This is a genomic window from Aidingimonas halophila, from assembly GCF_900106955.1.
Taxonomy (GTDB): domain Bacteria; phylum Pseudomonadota; class Gammaproteobacteria; order Pseudomonadales; family Halomonadaceae; genus Aidingimonas; species Aidingimonas halophila.
Window position 1 is genome coordinate 280,030 of record NZ_FNNI01000007.1, and the last position, 17,257, is coordinate 297,286.

Annotated in this window: 15 protein-coding genes; 5 read left to right on the top strand and 10 right to left on the bottom strand. The window is 57.7% G+C overall.

All coding sequences use genetic code 11. The features are described 5' to 3' along the window. Positions 1-69: 69 nt before the first annotated feature. Positions 70-1,269, top strand: coding sequence for a chromate efflux transporter (chrA, locus tag BLW01_RS14890; protein WP_092571087.1), 1,200 nt, complete (start codon positions 70-72; stop codon positions 1,267-1,269). A 9-nt stretch (positions 1,270-1,278) separates the two neighbouring features. On the opposite strand, the gene BLW01_RS14895 is transcribed toward chrA, so the two are convergent. The 9 genes from BLW01_RS14895 to kduD form a co-directional block, all read right to left on the bottom strand. Continuing rightward, complete coding sequence (locus BLW01_RS14895) at positions 1,279-3,462, bottom strand: putative bifunctional diguanylate cyclase/phosphodiesterase (RefSeq protein WP_092571089.1); 2,184 nt, start codon at positions 3,460-3,462, stop codon at positions 1,279-1,281. A gap of 191 nt (positions 3,463-3,653) precedes the next feature. Then, positions 3,654-3,947, bottom strand: a complete 294-nt coding sequence (locus BLW01_RS14900; protein ID WP_092571091.1) for a winged helix-turn-helix domain-containing protein — start codon at positions 3,945-3,947, stop codon at positions 3,654-3,656. Between the two features lie 36 nt (positions 3,948-3,983). Then, positions 3,984-5,063 carry a PA0069 family radical SAM protein gene (locus BLW01_RS14905; protein WP_092571093.1) on the bottom strand — a complete coding sequence of 360 codons (1,080 nt, stop codon included), beginning with the start codon at positions 5,061-5,063 and terminating at the stop codon, positions 3,984-3,986. 104 nt (positions 5,064-5,167) lie between these two features. Beyond that, a complete protein-coding gene (locus tag BLW01_RS14910) occupies positions 5,168-5,935 on the bottom strand; it encodes a glycerophosphodiester phosphodiesterase family protein (protein WP_092571095.1) in 768 nt (255 codons plus the stop codon). Further along, positions 5,932-7,017, bottom strand: coding sequence for a sn-glycerol-3-phosphate import ATP-binding protein UgpC (locus BLW01_RS14915; protein WP_092571097.1), 1,086 nt, complete (start codon positions 7,015-7,017; stop codon positions 5,932-5,934). Before BLW01_RS14915 ends, BLW01_RS14910 begins: the two co-directional genes overlap by 4 nt. A 10-nt stretch (positions 7,018-7,027) precedes the next feature. After that, positions 7,028-7,873, bottom strand: coding sequence for a sn-glycerol-3-phosphate ABC transporter permease UgpE (gene ugpE / locus BLW01_RS14920; RefSeq protein ID WP_092571098.1), 846 nt, complete (start codon positions 7,871-7,873; stop codon positions 7,028-7,030). A gap of 13 nt (positions 7,874-7,886) precedes the next feature. Then, entirely contained in the window at positions 7,887-8,762 is an 876-nt protein-coding gene (ugpA, locus tag BLW01_RS14925) for a sn-glycerol-3-phosphate ABC transporter permease UgpA (RefSeq protein WP_092571100.1), read from the bottom strand. A 91-nt stretch (positions 8,763-8,853) separates the two neighbouring features. Then, the gene (gene ugpB / locus BLW01_RS14930) at positions 8,854-10,170 is read right to left on the bottom strand and encodes a sn-glycerol-3-phosphate ABC transporter substrate-binding protein UgpB (RefSeq protein ID WP_092571102.1); all 1,317 of its coding nucleotides are present in this window, start codon (positions 10,168-10,170) and stop codon (positions 8,854-8,856) included. 209 nt (positions 10,171-10,379) lie between these two features. Continuing rightward, the gene (gene kduD / locus BLW01_RS14935; RefSeq protein ID WP_092571104.1) at positions 10,380-11,132 is read right to left on the bottom strand and encodes a 2-dehydro-3-deoxy-D-gluconate 5-dehydrogenase KduD; all 753 of its coding nucleotides are present in this window, start codon (positions 11,130-11,132) and stop codon (positions 10,380-10,382) included. A gap of 169 nt (positions 11,133-11,301) precedes the next feature. Here kduD and BLW01_RS14940 point away from each other — a divergent pair, with 169 nt between their 5' ends. After that, positions 11,302-12,279, top strand: a complete 978-nt coding sequence (locus tag BLW01_RS14940; protein ID WP_092571106.1) for an NADPH:quinone reductase — start codon at positions 11,302-11,304, stop codon at positions 12,277-12,279. 43 nt (positions 12,280-12,322) lie between these two features. Here the strand turns inward: BLW01_RS14940 and BLW01_RS14945 are convergent, their stop codons facing one another. Then, complete coding sequence (locus BLW01_RS14945) at positions 12,323-13,222, bottom strand: MurR/RpiR family transcriptional regulator (protein ID WP_092571108.1); 900 nt, start codon at positions 13,220-13,222, stop codon at positions 12,323-12,325. Positions 13,223-13,469: 247 nt separating this feature from the next. On the opposite strand from BLW01_RS14945, the gene BLW01_RS14950 reads away from it, so the two are divergent. Genes BLW01_RS14950 through BLW01_RS14960 form a run of 3 tightly spaced genes read left to right on the top strand, consistent with a single transcriptional unit; the run spans position 13,470 to position 17,257 of the window. Beyond that, positions 13,470-14,264 carry an enoyl-CoA hydratase/isomerase family protein gene (locus BLW01_RS14950; RefSeq protein ID WP_092571110.1) on the top strand — a complete coding sequence of 265 codons (795 nt, stop codon included), beginning with the start codon at positions 13,470-13,472 and terminating at the stop codon, positions 14,262-14,264. Between the two features lie 3 nt (positions 14,265-14,267). After that, positions 14,268-16,463 (top strand): acetate--CoA ligase family protein, encoded by a 2,196-nt coding sequence (locus BLW01_RS14955; RefSeq protein ID WP_092571112.1) that lies wholly within the window; start codon positions 14,268-14,270, stop codon positions 16,461-16,463. Continuing rightward, on the top strand, positions 16,460-17,257 hold the full coding sequence (locus tag BLW01_RS14960) for an enoyl-CoA hydratase-related protein (protein ID WP_092571114.1): 798 nt from the start codon (positions 16,460-16,462) through the stop codon (positions 17,255-17,257). The genes BLW01_RS14955 and BLW01_RS14960 overlap by 4 nt, the downstream gene beginning before the upstream one ends.

A 17,257-nucleotide genomic window follows, 5' to 3' on the forward strand; every position in this document is an offset into this window, starting at 1 on the left:
GGATGCGTCAGAACTTGACGCGCCATCGCTCGGTATCCGTGGAATGATTTCAATCGATCGGGAAGGCTCATGACAAATACGCAGGCCGGTTCTCGTGTCAGGGACGTGTTTAAAGCGTTTCTCCTGCTGGGGCTGACATCGTTCGGTGGGCCGATCGCTCACCTGGGGTATTTTCGTAGCGAATTCGTGACACGTCGCCACTGGCTGGACGAGAAGGCCTATGCCGATCTGGTCGCGCTGTGTCAGTTTCTGCCCGGGCCGGCAAGTAGTCAGGTAGGTTTTGCATTGGGGTTGCTGCGGGGCGGACCTTGGGGGGCGGCCGCTGCGTGGCTGGCATTCACGTTACCGTCGGCGATCGTCTTGGTGCTGTTCGGCATGGGCGCGGCACTGATGGAAGGCCCGGTAGGTAGCGGTATCATCCACGGTTTGAAGGTCGTGGCTGTAGCGATCGTTGCCCAGGCGGTCTGGGGGATGGCAAGGAATCTCTGTCCTGACCGTCGGCGAGCAACGATTGCGTTGGTGGCTGTGCTGATGGTGATGGCAGTGGGTGGGCCCGGCGGACAGGTAACGGCGATTCTGCTGGGTGCCGTGGTCGGTTGGTGGCTATGTCGGGATGCAAGTGTCACCGAGGGTGAGGCATTGCACTTTCCGGTTTCCAGGCGTGCAGGTGGTATGGCGCTGGTGGTCTTCGGGATCCTGTTGGCTGGCCTGCCATTGCTGGCGCTTCTTTCGTCCAGTCAGGGAATGTCTATGGTGGATGCTTTCTATCGTGCCGGGGCACTGGTGTTCGGTGGAGGGCATGTGGTACTGCCGTTGCTGGAAGCAGAAGTGGTGCAGTCCGGTTGGGTCTCTTCGGACGCCTTCCTGAGCGGTTATGGAGCGGCACAAGCGATTCCGGGACCGTTATTTACCTTTGCGGCATATTTGGGCTCGGTGATGCAGACGCCACCCAGTGGTGTTCTGGGCGCGGTGATCGCATTGGTCATGATTTTCCTGCCAGGCATGTTATTGTTGATTGGTGTGATGCCGTTCTGGAATGCCTTCCGTCGCCTGACGGGGGCTCAGGCGGTGATGCGAGGTACCAATGCTGCGGTTGTCGGTATTCTGGGCGCGGCTCTGTATGATCCTGTCTGGACAACGGCAATTCTTGGACCGGCCGAATTCGCCCTGGCGCTCACCGGCTTTGTACTGCTTACCGTATGGAAAGTGCCACCCTGGACAGTGGTGGTGGTGTCGGCACTCGGAGGTATCGTGATCAGTGCGGGCTGAGTGTGCCCATCAACTGCGTGGGGCCTCCCAGCCGACATGGGGGCGCCTGATATCTCGAGATGCAACGCGGGTGTCGGGATAGGCTGGATGAAAGGCCGGAGACGATGCGGTCTGGTTAGCGAGAACTCGTGTGATGGTGTCGGCATCCGCAGGGCGGGAAAAGAAAAAACCCTGACCTCTATGACAGTGGTAAGCTTGCACTGCCTGTCCGTGAGCTTCACTTTCAATACCCTCTGCGATCACTGAAAATCCAAGGCTGGATCCCATATCGATGATGGCACGGATAATGGCCTGATCACGGTGGTCGTCCAATATCCCGTTGATGAAGGAACGGTCGATTTTCAAAGCGTCGACCGGCAGTTCCTTGAGGTATCTGAGTGAGGAATAGCCGGTACCGAAGTCGTCGATCGCCAGAGAAATGCCCATGCTCCGGATTTCCCGTAGTTGAGCGATGGTCTCATGGTCGAAATGCATCAGCGATGTCTCGGTGATTTCCAGTTCCAAATGATGGGGTGGCAATCCACTTTCCTGCAGGATGTGGCGCAAGCGTGAAGCAAAGCCACGGTGGGCCAGTTGTGGTGCAGCTATGTTGACGGCAATGTGACCGAAGCCGAGGTTGGCGTCCAACCAGGTGCGTCCTTGCTGACAGGCTTCGCGGAGTGCCCACTCGCCGAGGGAAGTGATCATGCCAGTACGCTCGGCCAGAGGGATAAACACGGTAGGTGAAATTGCTCCTTCCACGGGATGTTGCCAACGAGCCAGAGCCTCAAGCCCTATCCATTCTCCGGTGCGGAGATCGATCAGCGGCTGGTAATGAAGAAAGAGTTGATCCCGGTTCAGGGCACCACGTAAGTCGTTGCCCAAGCGTACCTGGAACATGGCCTGATTGGTCAAGGAAGTGTCGAAGAAGTGATAACCGAGATCCTCGGTCTTGGCCCGGTACATGGCAGCATCGGCATGCTGGATCAGCTCATCCGCTCGGATGCTGTCGTCAGGGTAGATACTGATACCGATACTCGGATCTGCGTGCAGCTTCCAGTTGTCAAATTCAATCGGCGGCTGCATGGCTCGTAACAGTCTTTCGGCTGTTCTGGCCGCTTCTTCAGGCAATTCCAGATCCTGGATGAGTACGATGAATTCGTCGCCAGCGAAGCGAGCTACTGTATCGTCCTCACGAATGAAGTTTGTCAGTCGAGTGGCAAATTCCTGCAGCACTCGGTCCCCGGCCGCATGCCCGAGACTGTCATTGATCGTCTTGAAATCGTTCAGGTCCATGAAGAGCACGGCCAACCGCTTATCCTGACGTTGACTGCGAGCTAGCGCGGTACTCAACCGCTGTCGGAACAGGGTGCGATTGGGCAGGCCGGTCAAGGCATCAGTATTGGCAATGTGCTCCAACATGCGCTGTATGGCTTTCTGGCGGTCGATCCAGGCAGCTAGTAGACCAAGCCCGAGGATCAGACCGGCGAAACCGCCGATTGTTGCTGCCAAGGCGCTGTTGGAGAGCTGCGGGGCCTGGGTTCCGGGCATGATGGCAGTATCGTAGAAGCGTGATGCACCCATGGCAGTGTAGTGCATGCCCGCGACCGCAAATCCCATGAAGACACCGGCGACAACGCGCACTCCATTGTCCGAAAGTTCGCCCAGGTTGCGCACGCGGAAATGCAGATAAAGGGCCGCCAATGCAAGCAGGAACGCGACGACGATGGAGAGTCCAAAGAACCCGAAGTCATAACGCAACCCTGGCATATGCATGGCTTCCATACCGATGTAATGCATACTGCCGATGCTGATGGCCATCAGCAGTGCGCCCAGCAGCAGCCGGGGCATTGAGGGAGCGGAATGGGCCATGCAGTATAGGGCGACGCCACTGCCGAGAATTGCCGGTAACAGTGATAGCCCGGTCAGACCGAGGGTGTAGCCCATGTTTTCGTGACCTTGGACGGAAAAGGCCAGCATGGCGGTGAAGTGCAAGGCCCAAATGCCACATCCCATGGTGATGGCGCCTCCGATGTGCCACCACCGACGAATGGCAAACGAACGGGAGGCAATCATGCGATCGGCAAGCATCAAGCTGGTCAGACCGGCTAAACAGGCAATGGCAATGGAGAGGGTAACGAGTAATGGATCGTAGCCACCTTCCAGCAATGGCCCCAGATCAGGGTCAGTCTCATCAAAACGCCAAAAATCCATTATGACTCCTGGGTTCCCCGCGTGGATGGTTGTGCATTCGTTGTTTTATCGACATGACACAGGAGTGGTAACGGGAGTTTTCGTTATTATGTAAAAGGCACGCTAATTTAATATAGGAAAATATGTCACAGCTGACGAAGTGAAAGTAGGCGCAACTTTGCAGAAACGATCATCTTCAGTGTTGCATTATGTTACGGGTAGCCGAGAACGTGCCGAATCTGGTCGATATGGAATGTGATCCAGCGCGGATTGATGGCTCCCCAGTCGCGAATGACATAACGTCCGATGTTGTGTGGGGCACCTGCCTGGTGTTCGAACACGCAGACGATATCCAATTCCGCCAGCGCATTGATGGTGTCCTGGGCAGTTCGGCGTGGCATTCCGGTGGCTTCGGTAATGGCAGGCACACTGTCGACACCATTGTCGATTAAATAGGCGACATAGAGGCGTCGATAGAAGCTCGATTTTGTCTTGCTGACTGGCATCGGCACGTCCTGGTGGCAACGATGGGCTTATTCAGCCTAGCTGAATAACTCGCCTTGAGCACGAGGCGGGATAAAGGCTTGGGTGTTGAGACCGCTATCGACACGTTCATGCAATCCCAGCCGGCGACTGGCCTTGATGAAACGTTGAGCCAGCAAGTCGGCAAAGACGCCTTGGCCCCGCATACGGTGTCCAAATCGGGAATCGTATGTCTCGCCTCCGTGACATTGCCGTATCAGGCTCATCACCTTGGCCGCACGTTGCGGGTAGTGATGTGTCAACCAGTCCTCGAACAGAGGGGCGACCTCGTGAGGGAGTCTCAATAACATCCAGGTGGCGCTACGTGCGCCGGCACGACTGGCGGCTTCCAACAGATCCTCGAGTTCATGGTCGGTCAGACCGGGGACAATGGGGGAGATCAGAGTGCCGACGGGAATCGCGGCGGTATTGAGTTCCTTTATGACATTAAGGCGCGCCTGAGGGGAGGCCGTGCGCGGCTCCAGTGTGCGTTTGAGCTCGGTATCGAGGCTGGTGAGACTGACGAACACACGGACGAGATTGTGTTCGGCCATGGCCGACAGCAGATCCAGGTCGCGTAGAATCAGCGCACTCTTGGTGACCAGCGTCACAGGATGGCGGCACTCCAGCAGCAGCTCCAGTAGCGATCGGGTGGTACGACGCTCGGCTTCTATCGGTTGGTAGCAGTCGGTATTGCCGGAAAGGTTGATGGGGCGGCAGACATACCCCGGTTTGCCTAGCTCTTCGCGCAGTCTATCGACCATGCCAGTGCGAGCGATCAAGCGGGTTTCAAAGTCGAGCCCCGGTGACATGTCCCAGTAAGCATGGCTAGGTCGGGCGTAACAATAGATACAGCCGTGCTCGCAGCCACGATACGGGTTCAATGAGCGGTCGAAGGGAAGATCCGGAGAATGGTTCCAGGACAGGGCGCTTTTCGCGGGTTCGTCGGTGACTTCCGTAACGATCCGCTCGACGGGTGCTTCCTGCCACCATCCATCATCAACGGCTTCACTTTGCGTTGGCGAGAATCGATTATGTGGATCATAGGTGGCGCCCCGTCCCTTGCGGGCGTGGTGGATGTCCAGCCTCTTCGGGTGCATGGCAATCTCCAGCCTATATGCTGTATATAAAAACAGTATATAGGATACCCCAAGGCATGCCAATTCTTCGGTCGCCGTCGCATTGGCATTCTCCTCAGCAGAGATCAGGTGGCTGCTTTACCTGGCAGATAGTGCGCGAACAGGTCGGGGTCATCGCTGATGACGGCATCCACGCCCCATTGCCATAAGGGAGCGAAGGCGATCGGATCATTGGCGGTATAACAGAACAGTCGATAGCCCGTGGCTTTGATTTCCCGGGCCTGTTTTTCCTTCAGTCGTCGCCAGTCGAGATGAAAGCTGTAGGCATTGAGATGACTGGCAATCTCCCGCCACTCTTTCGGCAGTTTGTCATAGAGCAGGCCGAGATTCAGGCGATGAGGGTCGGGTTCCAGCTGGCGGGCGGTATGGAGAGCTTGTCGGTTAAAGGAGGACACCACCAGTCGTTCGGTCGGTAGCTTATCGAGGGCCATGGGGAGCGACGTTTCTGTCAAGGTCCGGGGATCCCGGCCACGGTTCACCTTGAGCTCCAGGTTGAGTCCAAGACCCAGCTCATTGATCAGATCGAGCATCTCTTCCAGTGTCGCCATGCGCTCACCGGCAAATCGAGGGTGAAACCAGGCACCGACATCAAGGGTCTTCGCGGTAGTCATGTCGAACGTGAACAGTTTGCCGCGACGGCTGGAACAGCGTCTGACCCCGGGATCGTGCCAGATGACGGGGGTGCCATCACCCAATAGCTGGACGTCTAGCTCGACCCATGGACAGCCACAGCGATAAGCACCCCGGACCGCGGTCAAGGTATTCTCCGGAAAATGAGCCGACAGTCCACGGTGCGCAATGGTATGGGGATGTATTGCCTCGAGTCGTGTCATGGGGTCGTGATGGCCTCTGTGGTTGTCAGGCGTTGACCCTGTTCAGGGTCGAAGAGATGAAGTCGTTCAAGATCCGGAGCCAGCCACAGGCGGTCGCCTTCCTCGAGACGACGTGCGCCGTCGAAACGGACGACCAGTGGTTCCGCCTGGCCATCCAGCTGTACATACGCCAGGGTGTCGGCACCCAGTGGCTCGACGAGTTCGACCTGGACTGCCAGCGCATCGTCGGATTCCTCGACCGGTACCAAGTGCTCTGGGCGAATGCCGAGAGTGACGTGGCCATGGGCATCGACAGGCGCATGCAATTGGTTACCGCAGGGGAGTGACAGTGTCCGACCACTGGCTTCGGCGCTGAGAAAATTCATGGCAGGTGAGCCAATGAATCCGGCCACGAACGTTGATGCGGGTTGGTCATAGAGTGTCATGGGCGAGCCCAACTGCTCTATCCGTCCCTCGTTCATGACGATCAGACGATCCGCCAGCGTCATGGCTTCGACCTGGTCGTGAGTGACATAGACGGACGTGACTCCCAGGCGTTTCTGCAGCCGGCGTATCTCCAGACGCATTTGTACACGCAGTTTGGCGTCGAGATTGGACAGGGGTTCGTCAAACAGGAACACCTGAGGTTCACGCACGATGGCGCGTCCCATCGCGACGCGTTGACGTTGGCCACCGGACAGTTGGCGCGGGCGACGGTCGAGAAGGTCCTGTAAACCGATCAAGCTTGCCGTTTCCTCGACCTTGCGGCGACGCGCTTCCTTTGGAACGCCACGATTCTTGAGGGCATATTCCATATTGCCGGCCACGCTCATATGGGGGTAGAGCGCGTAGTTCTGAAATACCATGGCGATGTCGCGGTCCGCGGGTTCCAATGGATTGACGCGGGCCTCGCCAATGTAGAGGTCGCCTGCGGTGATATCTTCAAGACCGGCGAGCATGCGCAGCAGTGTGGATTTTCCGCAACCTGACGGGCCGACCACGACCAGTAGTTCACCATCGGCGATCTCCAGGTCCAGGCCGTGCAGGGCGACGAAACCATTGGGATAGGTTTTTTTCAATCCGTCCAGTCGTAGTGTTGCCATGGAGTCTCACTTATTTCTCGGTATCGACCAGCCCTTTCACGAAATAGCGCTGCATCAGCACGATTACGATGACGGGGGGCAACATGGCCAGTAGCGCGGTCGCAGTAACCGTGTGCCAGGGCACCAGGTTATCTGCCGATGTCAGCATGCGTTTGAGGCTGATGACGACCGTCATGTAATCGGATTCGGTGGTGATCAGCAGTGGCCACAGGTATTGGTTCCAGCCGTAGAGGAACATGATCACGAATAGCGCGGCGATATTGGTCTTTGATAGTGGTAGCAGAATGTCACGCAGAAAGCGCCAGGGGCCGGCGCCATCGACACGTGCGGCCTCGAGCAGCTCCGGCGGCACGGTCAGGTAGAACTGACGGAACAGGAAGGTGGCCGTGGCACTGGCGATCAACGGCAGGATCAATCCTGTGTACGAATTCAACATCCCCAGACCGGCGACCACCTTGTATGTTGGCATGATGCGGACTTCCACCGGCAGCATCAACGTGATGAAGATCGCCCAGAAGCAGAGCATGCGAAATGGAAAGCGAAAGAAGACGATCGCATAGGCTGCCAGAATGGCAATGGTGATTTTGCCGACGGCAATCCCCAGGGCCATGATCGTGGAATTGACCAATAGCCGGGTGGCATCGGTGCCCAATCGGCCGACCGGATCGCTGAGCACGGCCAGGAAGTTTCCGAACCCTTCACTGCCGAACCAGAAAGGGGCGACGCCGGTATAGAGCGATGATTGCGTATGCGTTGCGGCAACGATCGCCATCCACACCGGCAGGAAGAAGACGATCACGCACAGAATCAGGAGCGTGTGACTGGTAATGTCGAGGCCGCGGCGACGATAACGCATCGTGTTGTCCTTCTCAGTACTGAACCTTGCGTTCGATATAGCGGAATTGCAGGAGAGTCAGTAGACCCACCAGGATCAGCAGAATGACGGATTGTGCGGCGCTGGATCCCAGATCATAGCCCTCGAAACCATCTTCGTAGACCTTATAGACCAAGGTGCGGGTTGCTCCGCCCGGCCCGCCACCGGTCGTGGCATCGATGGTCCCGAAGGTCTCGAAAAAGACATAGACGCTATTCATCACCAGCAGGAAGAAGGAGGTTGGCGATAGTAGCGGAAAGGTGACGGTCCAGAATCGTCGCCAAGGGCCGGCGCCATCAATCGCTGCCGCTTCCAGCAGGCTTTTGGGGATCGACTGAAGGCCGGCCAGAAAGAACACGAAGTTGTAGCTCATCTGTTTCCAGATCGACGCCAGGATCACCAGAAGCATAGCCTGGCCGCCATTGACGCGATGGTTCCAGCCGATCCCCAGATTTTCCAGGCCGGCGCTGAGTAGCCCGAGGTTGGGATCGAACATGAACATCCACAGTACGCCGGCGACGGCGGGTGCAACGGCATAGGGCCATATCAACAAGGTCTTGTAACTGTGGGCGCCGTGAATGACCCGGTCGGCCTGTACGGCAAGCAGCAGTGCCAGCGACATGGCACCGACGGCCACGGAAACACTGAACAGCGCGGTGACCCCCAGGGCACGCAGATACTCGAACGAGGTGAAGATACGAGCGAAGTTCTCGAACCATACGAACTCGTGACCCAATCCGAATGGATCTTCGATATAGAATGCCTGAACGATGGCTTGGGCCGCAGGCCAGAAAAAGAATACGGCAATGACAGCCAACTGAGGTGCCAGCAGGATCCAGGGAGTCAGGCGATGGCGTTGGAATGTGGCCATGAATACCTAGCGATCACAGGGAATGGAAATAACGTCCGGTTCATGAGGCTGTCGGGAATGGGCCGGGCTGGGAGCCCGACCCGTCACAGGCTCATGAGTTGGCGCGCTGGAACCGCTCGAGCAAGTCGTTGCTGCGTTCGACGGCATTGTCCATGCCTTCCTGGACTTCCACCTCATCGCTGAAGATGTTTTCGAGTTCTTCCTCGACGACATCACGGATCTGAACCATGTTACCCAGGCGAATGCCCTTGGAGTTTTCGGTCGGCTCGGTGGCGGTCATCTGTTCGATGCTGACATCGGTACCGGGGTTCTCCTCATAGAAGTTCTGCTCCTGACTCAACTCATAAGCGGCATTGGTAATCGGCAGATAGCCGCTGAATTGATGCCAGTCGGCCTGGACTTCCGGTGAGGAAAGATAACTGAAAAACTCGGCGATGCCCTCATACTCCTCATCACTCTTGCCGCGCATGACCCACAGCGATGCACCGCCGATAATGGAATTCTGCGGCTCGTCGATGACCTCGGATGAGTAAGGCAGGGGATTGACCGAGAACTCGAAGTCTTCGGCATTGGCGCGTACGCCGGCCAATGAGGCGGATGAGGCCATCAGCAGCGCGCACCGACCGGTGTAGAAGGCGGGAGCGGCCTCATCGAAACGGCCGTCATAACGGAAACGATCATCCTCCTGCCAATCCTTGAGGCGCTGGATGTGATCGACGGCGGCGGTTTCATTGATCTGTAGTCGCGCATCGAGACCGCCGAAGCCATTCTCCTCGCTGGCAAAGGGAATATCATGCCGGGCCGAGAAGTTTTCCAACTGGATCCAGGAAGGCCAGGTGGTCGTCATGCCACAGCTTGCGGCGTCGGATTCGACGACCTGGGTGAGCACGTCACCGAGTTCTTCCCACGTTTCGGGGACGTCATCCACACCGGCTTCCGCAAGGATATCGCGATTGGCATAAACGACAGGCGTCGAGGAGTTGAAAGGCAAGGACAGCATATCGCCATCACTGCTGGTGTAGTAACCAGTGACTGCCGGCAGGTAGGCATCGGGATCGAAATCGGCTCCATGATCATTCATCAACTCGTGTACCGGATAGGTCGCACCTTCCGCTGCCATCATGGTGGCTGTACCGACTTCGAAGATCTGGACGATGGCCGGTGCCTCGTCGGCACGGAAGGCGGCAATCGCACTGGTCATGGTCTCGCTGTAATCGCCACGGAAGGAGGGCTTGATTTCATAGTCCGACTGACTGTCGTTGAATTCCTCGGCAATCTCGTCGATCTTGTCGCCCAACTCGCCGCCCATGGCGTGCCACCATTCGATTTCGGTTGCGGCGTGAGCAGAGAGAGAAACGGAAGCGCAGGCGACGCCCAGAGCCAATGTCGAAGTGGTGAAGCGCATCATGGCGTACTCCTTGTTGATCGTTGTTGTCATCCCTGGGGGGATGGCATGTCACGAATGGGCCGGGTTTGTTGTCGCATTGCCTGAGCAATGGCTCGTCTAAATTAGAGGCCAAACATGACAGCTAGATGAAAACTAGCCCATGCCACCAAGATGCGCCACACGCGTCATAGCGATGTGATTGGTTCGGCGCAGATTGCACGGCAATCGGCTTATCGTGCCAACCAACCGCCATCCACGGCCAGGGCATGGCCATGAACATAGTTCGCCGCATCGGAGCAGAGAAAGACCACGGCACCGCCCAGATCTTCTGGTGTCCCCCAGCGTGCGGCGGGAATGCGACCGAGGATTTCGGCGCTGCGCTGTTCGTCGTTGCGCAGGGCCTGGGTATTGTCGGTTGCCATGTAACCGGGAGCGATGGCGTTGACGTTGATGCCGTACGCAGCCCATTCATTGGCAAGCAGTCTGGTCAGTCCCAGAATGCCGCTCTTGCTGGAGGTATACGACGGCACGCGAATACCTCCCTGGAAGGAGAGTACCGAGGCAATATTCACGATTTTCCCGCCACTCCGGCGTTCGACGAGGTGGCGTGCCATCTGTTGAGAGAGAAAAAACGCTGCTTTCAGGTTAACGTCGATGACGGCATCCCAGTCGTCCTCGGTGAACTCCAGTGCCGGTGCCCGCCGGATGGTCCCTGCGTTATTGACCAGAATATCCAGCTTGCCTGCCTGCTCAATCGCCCGGGTCACGATTTCACCCGGCTCATCGCGGCCCAACTCGGCGTGGATCGGGTAAAAGTGCCGTCCCAGAGCGTCGATTGCTTCATGCGTTGCGGTCGCTTCACTGCGGCTGACGCCGACAATATCGGCTCCTGCCTCGGCCAAGGCGACAGCCATGGCCTGGCCGAGCCCCTTGTTGCAGCCCGTGACCATGGCAATGCTGCCGGATAGAGAAAATGGATTCATACATGACCTCCTTGAATAGGTTGTTGGCATGAGTTCATCGCATTTTCTGTAGTTGTAACATGTTCATTGGAAGGAGTATTCGTATCATGGTGGGGGAATTGCTTGACGAGAGGCGGTATTCGACGCTTGGATACGCAAGTATCCCGTTAGCGATCTAAGGAAACAGGTCATGGCAAAACGCATTCAGTTTTCTCGTACCGGTGGCCCTGAAGTGCTCGATTATGTCGATGTCGAGCCGAGGGTGCCGGAGCCCGGTGAGGTGTGCGTCAGAAATGAAGCGGTGGGGCTGAATTTCATCGATATCTATTTCCGGACCGGTTTGTATCCAGCGCCGTCGTTGCCGTCGGGGTTGGGAACTGAAGGTGCTGGTATCGTCGATGCGGTTGGAGAGGGCGTGTCTCACCTCCGGGAGGGCGATCGCGTCGCTTATGCCCAGGGCCCGTTAGGGGCTTATGCTGAATACCACACATTGCCGGCCGACAAGGTCGTCGCCCTGCCCGATGATGTCGATGTGGAAACAGCTGCCGGAAGCATGCTCAAGGGCTTGACCGTGCAATATCTGTTGCGTCAGACCTACCCGCTGGAAGGCGGCGAGACGATCCTGTTTCATGCCGCTGCCGGCGGGGTCGGGTCGATTGCTTGCCAGTGGGCGCGTGAACTGGGCGTCAAGTTGATCGGGACCGTGAGTTCGAAGGAGAAGGCCGATCTGGCCAAGGCCAACGGTGCCTGGGCAACCATCGACTACACCCAGGAAGATGTGGTCGAGCGGGTCCGTGAGCTTACTCAGGGCGAGATGTGTGATGTGGTCTATGATTCTGTCGGCAAGGATACCTGGGAAACGTCGCTGGATTGCCTCAAGAAACGTGCCTTGATGGTCAGTTTCGGCAATGCCTCCGGTCCGGTCGAAGGGGTCAACATCGGCATTCTCAATCAGAAAGGCTCGCTGTTCGTGACGCGTCCCAGTCTGAATGGTTACGCCGATACCCGTGAGCGACTGGAGATGATGGCCAACGATCTGTTCGACATGCTCGAAAGCGGCAAGGTCAAGGTCGATATCGCCCAGCGCTACGCCCTTTCTGATGCGGGGAAGGCGCAGGACTCCCTGGCAGCAAGGAAGACGACAGGCTCCACGATTCTTCTCCCGTGAGATGGGTGACGAGCGAACGCCGTGAAGCGTCGCTCGTGGCTGACTACTCGATGTCGATATAGGCCCCGAGGTCGCGCATGCGAGACTCGAACCTCGTGACATTATCGACCAGGCTTTCGGGGCCATAAGCCACGCACTCGGCGAGGATGGCTTCGATGAGCGTGATGGCTGACAGAATCGATGGAAAGAAGTGAGGCGTCGAGGTGGCGATATTGAAGGTGATACTTGCGCCCGGCACCAGGGGGGATCGCAAGGTGTCCGTGATGACGATCGCCTCGACACCGTTCGCCCGAGCGATGTCCAGCGCACGTACCGTCTCGGCGCAATAAGGGTCGAAGCCAAAGGCCACGACCAGGTCGCCTTCCCCGAAAGGGGCAAGCTCGGTCAATAACCCGCCTTCCTGTCCGCGAATCAACTGCACATTCGGCATGGCGATGCGCCCTACGTAGGCGAAATGGTAGGCGCACGCGAAGGTATCGCGGAATCCGATGACAGCCACGTTTCCCGCCGCCAGCAAACGTTGTGCCGCTTGTCTGACCTTGCCCTGCGTATCAGGCGTGAACAGGCGTCCGATGTTATCGAAAGCCGCATCACCGACATCCAGAAATACCTGGTCATCGGTATTGGCCTGGGCTTTCAGGCTCGAGGCTCGGCCGGACAGTTCGATGGGACCGGCCTGCATCGCCGCCTGAAATATCTCCCGAAACTGCTCGTAGCTTTCGAATTCCAGTCGCTTGGCGAGACGCATCAAGGTCGATGGTGTTACGCCGGCGGCCGTGGCTGACTTGCGAATCGACTGGAACGCCACCTCCACCGGATGATCCAGCACATAGCGGGCGGCCAGTTTGAGCTGCTGGCTCAGTTCCGGATAGCAGGCGGCCAGAGCTTGATTGATGGCATCCAGGTCGCTTGTCGTTGTCGTGTCGGCACCGTCTGGCTGCATGGAGACCTCTCTGATTCGCGGGGCCAGGCATTCTGCCTATGGCGTGAGCAAGAGCGCATTGTATCCGAAGTACACGGTCGTTATTGAAACATTTGAGTCAGAGTGATGTAAGTATAGGTACGTTTGTGTTGACAGATGTTTCCAGTTCCCCGTAGCATGATTTTGAAACGAATGTGTCATGTTGTTTTATATTTTGATACTAACGTTTTGTCTTCGTCACACTGGCTTCGCATGCCAAGGAGCATTAATGACCAGCCCGTCTTATGAAACGCTGATCGTCAAGCATCGTGGGCCGATTGCCGAGATCCGTTTCAACCGCCCGCATCGACTCAATGCCGTGATCGAAACGTTATATCGGGAGGTGCTGGATGCCCTCGATCAAGCGGAAGCTGATCCTGCGATTCGAGTTGTGATACTGACAGGAGAAGGACGTGCGTTCTGTGTCGGGGCCGATATGAAAGCGCATGGCTCGGCCCAGCGTTCGCTGTATGAGCGCCGCCGATACCTGCAACTCGGTAATGACGTCTGTGAACGAATCCTTTGCTTGAAGCTGCCCGCCATAGCCGCGGTCAACGGCTATGCACTGGGAGCCGGTGCAGAAATGGCCGTCGCGTGTGATTTCATCGTCATGGATGACGAAGCGCAACTCGGTTTTCCGGAAACCGGAATCGGTACTTGTGTGGGAGGCGGTGTGTCCAAGCTGCTGCCTCGACTTGTCGGTCTGAGCAAGGCCCGTGAACTATTATATACCGGTCGTCGTATTGATGGGAAAGAGGCCACACGGATCGGCCTGGCCGTAGCGAGTTCGCCTGCCGATACCTTGGCCGAAGAGGTCGATCGACTGGCGGAAAGTCTGGCCTGCCAGGCGCCGGTATCGATGGCGATGCTCAAGAGGTTGGTGAACCAGGGAAGCCATACCGATCTCGAGTCCCAACTCCAGCAGGAACTGGATGCGGTTTTTACCTGCTCGACCACTGCGGATTGGCAGGAAGGCGTGGATGCCTTTGCCGAGAAACGGTCGCCCGTGTTTCGGGGGTGTTGAACCATGAATCCAATGGAACATCCCCCCATCGTCGATCGCAGTCCGTTGCACGACTTTCTGGCGCCGAATGCCATTGCAGTGATCGGGGCCTCGCCAGACCCGACCAAGCGTGGGTACAAGGCGATGCTCGGGTTGGTGAAAGACGGTTTTGCTGGTGAGATCTACCCGATTAATCCCAAGCTGGAACATGTGCTGGGTGTGCGTGCCTACCCGGACCTGGCCAGCCTTCCCGGACCGATCGACCTGGCCCTGATCTGCACGCCGGCATCCACCGTTCCCACGTTGTTGCGGGATTGTGGAGAAGCTGGCGCCAAGGGAGCCGTGATTCTGGCCAGCGGCTTCGGGGAAACCGGCCCAGAGGGGGCTGTGCTGGAGCATGAGGTACTGGCTGCGGCCCGGGAAGCCGGCGTGAGACTCATTGGTCCCAATACCTCCGGCATTTTCAATCTCCATCACAAGGTCAATCTCCTGGCGCTGGAGAACGTCAGGCCCGGCGATATCGGCATTGTGTCACAATCCGGCAACATGCTGCTGTCACTGGCGCTGGAAGCTCAGCATAACGGTCAGGTTGGTTTCAGCACTTATGTGGGCCCCGGCAATCAGACTGACATTGGTTTCGATGACTACCTTCGTTACCTGGGGGAAGACGAGAAGACTCGGGTCGCGACCCTATATGTGGAAGGTTTCCGTGACGGACGGCGCTTCCTGGACGTTGCCAGGGCGGTGTCGGCAGTCAAACCGGTGGTGGTTTACAAGGCAGGCAGTACCGACCTGGGGCAGAAAGCGGCGAGTTCACATACGGGCGCCCTGGCTGGAAGTTACGCCATGACTGTCGATCTGCTTCGCCAGTCCGGTGTGAGTGTCGTGCAATATTCCGACGAGATCCTGCCCGTGGCGGAAGGGCTGGGGCTATTGCAGCAGGCGCGGGGCAAACGTGTGGCGATCCTTGCCGATGGTGGCGGGCAGGCGACGATTGCTTCCGATCGCCTGGCCGAAGCCGGCCTGGAACTGGCGACGTTGCGCGATTCGACACGTCAGCAACTGGCCGAGGTGTTGTTGCCCCAGGCATCATTGGCCAATCCGGTGGATGTGGCCGGTTCCAGTGATGCCAATCCGTCGATCCTGGCGGAGTGCATGGCGATCCTGGCCGATGATGACGATGTCGACAGTGTATTACTGATTGGCATGTTCGGTGGCTACCACCTGCGGTTTGCCGAGGAACTGCTAGGGAATGAAATGCGTGGCGCCGAGGCCATGATCGAACTCGATCGCCGCACCGACAAACCGCTGGTGATCTACAGTCTCTATGCGCCGGTCAAACCGCCGGCATTGCGACGCCTCCATGAAGCCGGATTACCTGTCTATCACTCCATCGAGCATGCGGTTCGAGTCGTCGCCGCGCTGGGTGAGCGAGGGGCATACCTGCACGCCATGGCATCACCCGAGTGGGCGACGACGGTGACGCCGCATCCTGGGCACCAGGCGGTTCTTGCACGCGCTCATCGGGAAAGACGCGATCTGCTCGAACCTGAGGCCAAGGCGCTCCTGGGCGCTCACGGTCTACAGGTCCCCGAGGAGAAAGTGGTGCGCAGTATCGACGAACTGGGAGGGATCGCCGAGGCGTTCGGGGATCGTTCACTGGCGATGAAGGTGGTATCGAAGGACATCCTTCACAAATCCGATGCGGGTGGTGTCCAGCTTGACCTCAATGGCGAGTCGGCATTGCGCGAAGCATATACTCGAATACTCGATACCTGTCGGACGCATGTGCCGGCGGCCGATATCGAGGGCATTCTGGTCACGCCGATGGCTCGCAAGGGGACCGAGGTGATCATCGGGATGATTCGCGATCCTGTCTTCGGTCCGGTACTGATGTTCGGGCTGGGGGGCATATTCGTCGAGGTACTGGAGGACGTGGCATTTCGAGCCATTCCGTTGACGCGGCAGGATGCCCGCTCGATGGTATCGCAGATCAAGGCCAAGAAAGTGTTCGAGGGGATTCGTGGTGCGGTGGCGATCGATCAGGAGGCGTTGGTCGATCTATTGATGAAGGTGTCATCGATAGTATCCGCTTATCCCGAGATCGAGTCGTTGGATCTCAATCCGGTCATCGCCTATGCGGATGGCTACGCGGTGGTGGATGCGCGCATTATCGTCGATAACAAGGCGTCAATTCAGCCGGAGGGAGACATTACATGATGCAGCCTACGTTACAGAATGCCCGTTTGTCGCTCGACTCTCGTGTCGCCACCTTGACCCTGGATCGTCATGATGTGCGCAATGCATTGACCGGCACACATCTCATCGACGATATCGTGGCGACGTCTGTGTGGGCCAACGATTGTGAGGATGTCTCGGTGCTGGTGATTACCGGGGCCGGATCGAGTTTTTCGGCCGGTGGTAACATCAAGGATATGGCGGAACGGCAGGGAGATTTCGCCGGTGATCCCGCCGAAGTGGCCGAACGTTATCGTCGTGGGATTCAGCGAATTCCGCTCGCCATGCAGGCATTGGAAGTGCCGGTGATAGCCGCGGTCAACGGCCCGGCGATCGGAGCGGGGTTCGACCTGGCCAATATGGCCGATATTCGCATCGCGTCCAGCCGCGCCAAGTTTGGCGAGACATTCCTCAATCTCGGGATCATCCCCGGGGATGGCGGTGCCTGGTATCTGCAACGACTGATTGGTTATCAACGTGCCTTTGAGTTGACCCTGAGCGGTCGTGTGATCGATGCCGAGGAAGCCCAGAGGCTGGGGATCGTGCTGGATGTCGTCGAGCCTGACTCGCTGATGACTCGTGTCGATGAACTGGCCGGACGAATTGCTGATCAACCGCCCAAGGCGACACGATTGACCAAGCGCCTGATGACGATGGGGCAGCGCATGGAACTCAAGGAGTTCCTCGATCTGTGTGCGACGTTTCAGGGGATGTGCCACAACGAGCCGGAACATCTCAAGGCGGTGAACCGGATGTTGGAAACCATGAAGCGATAG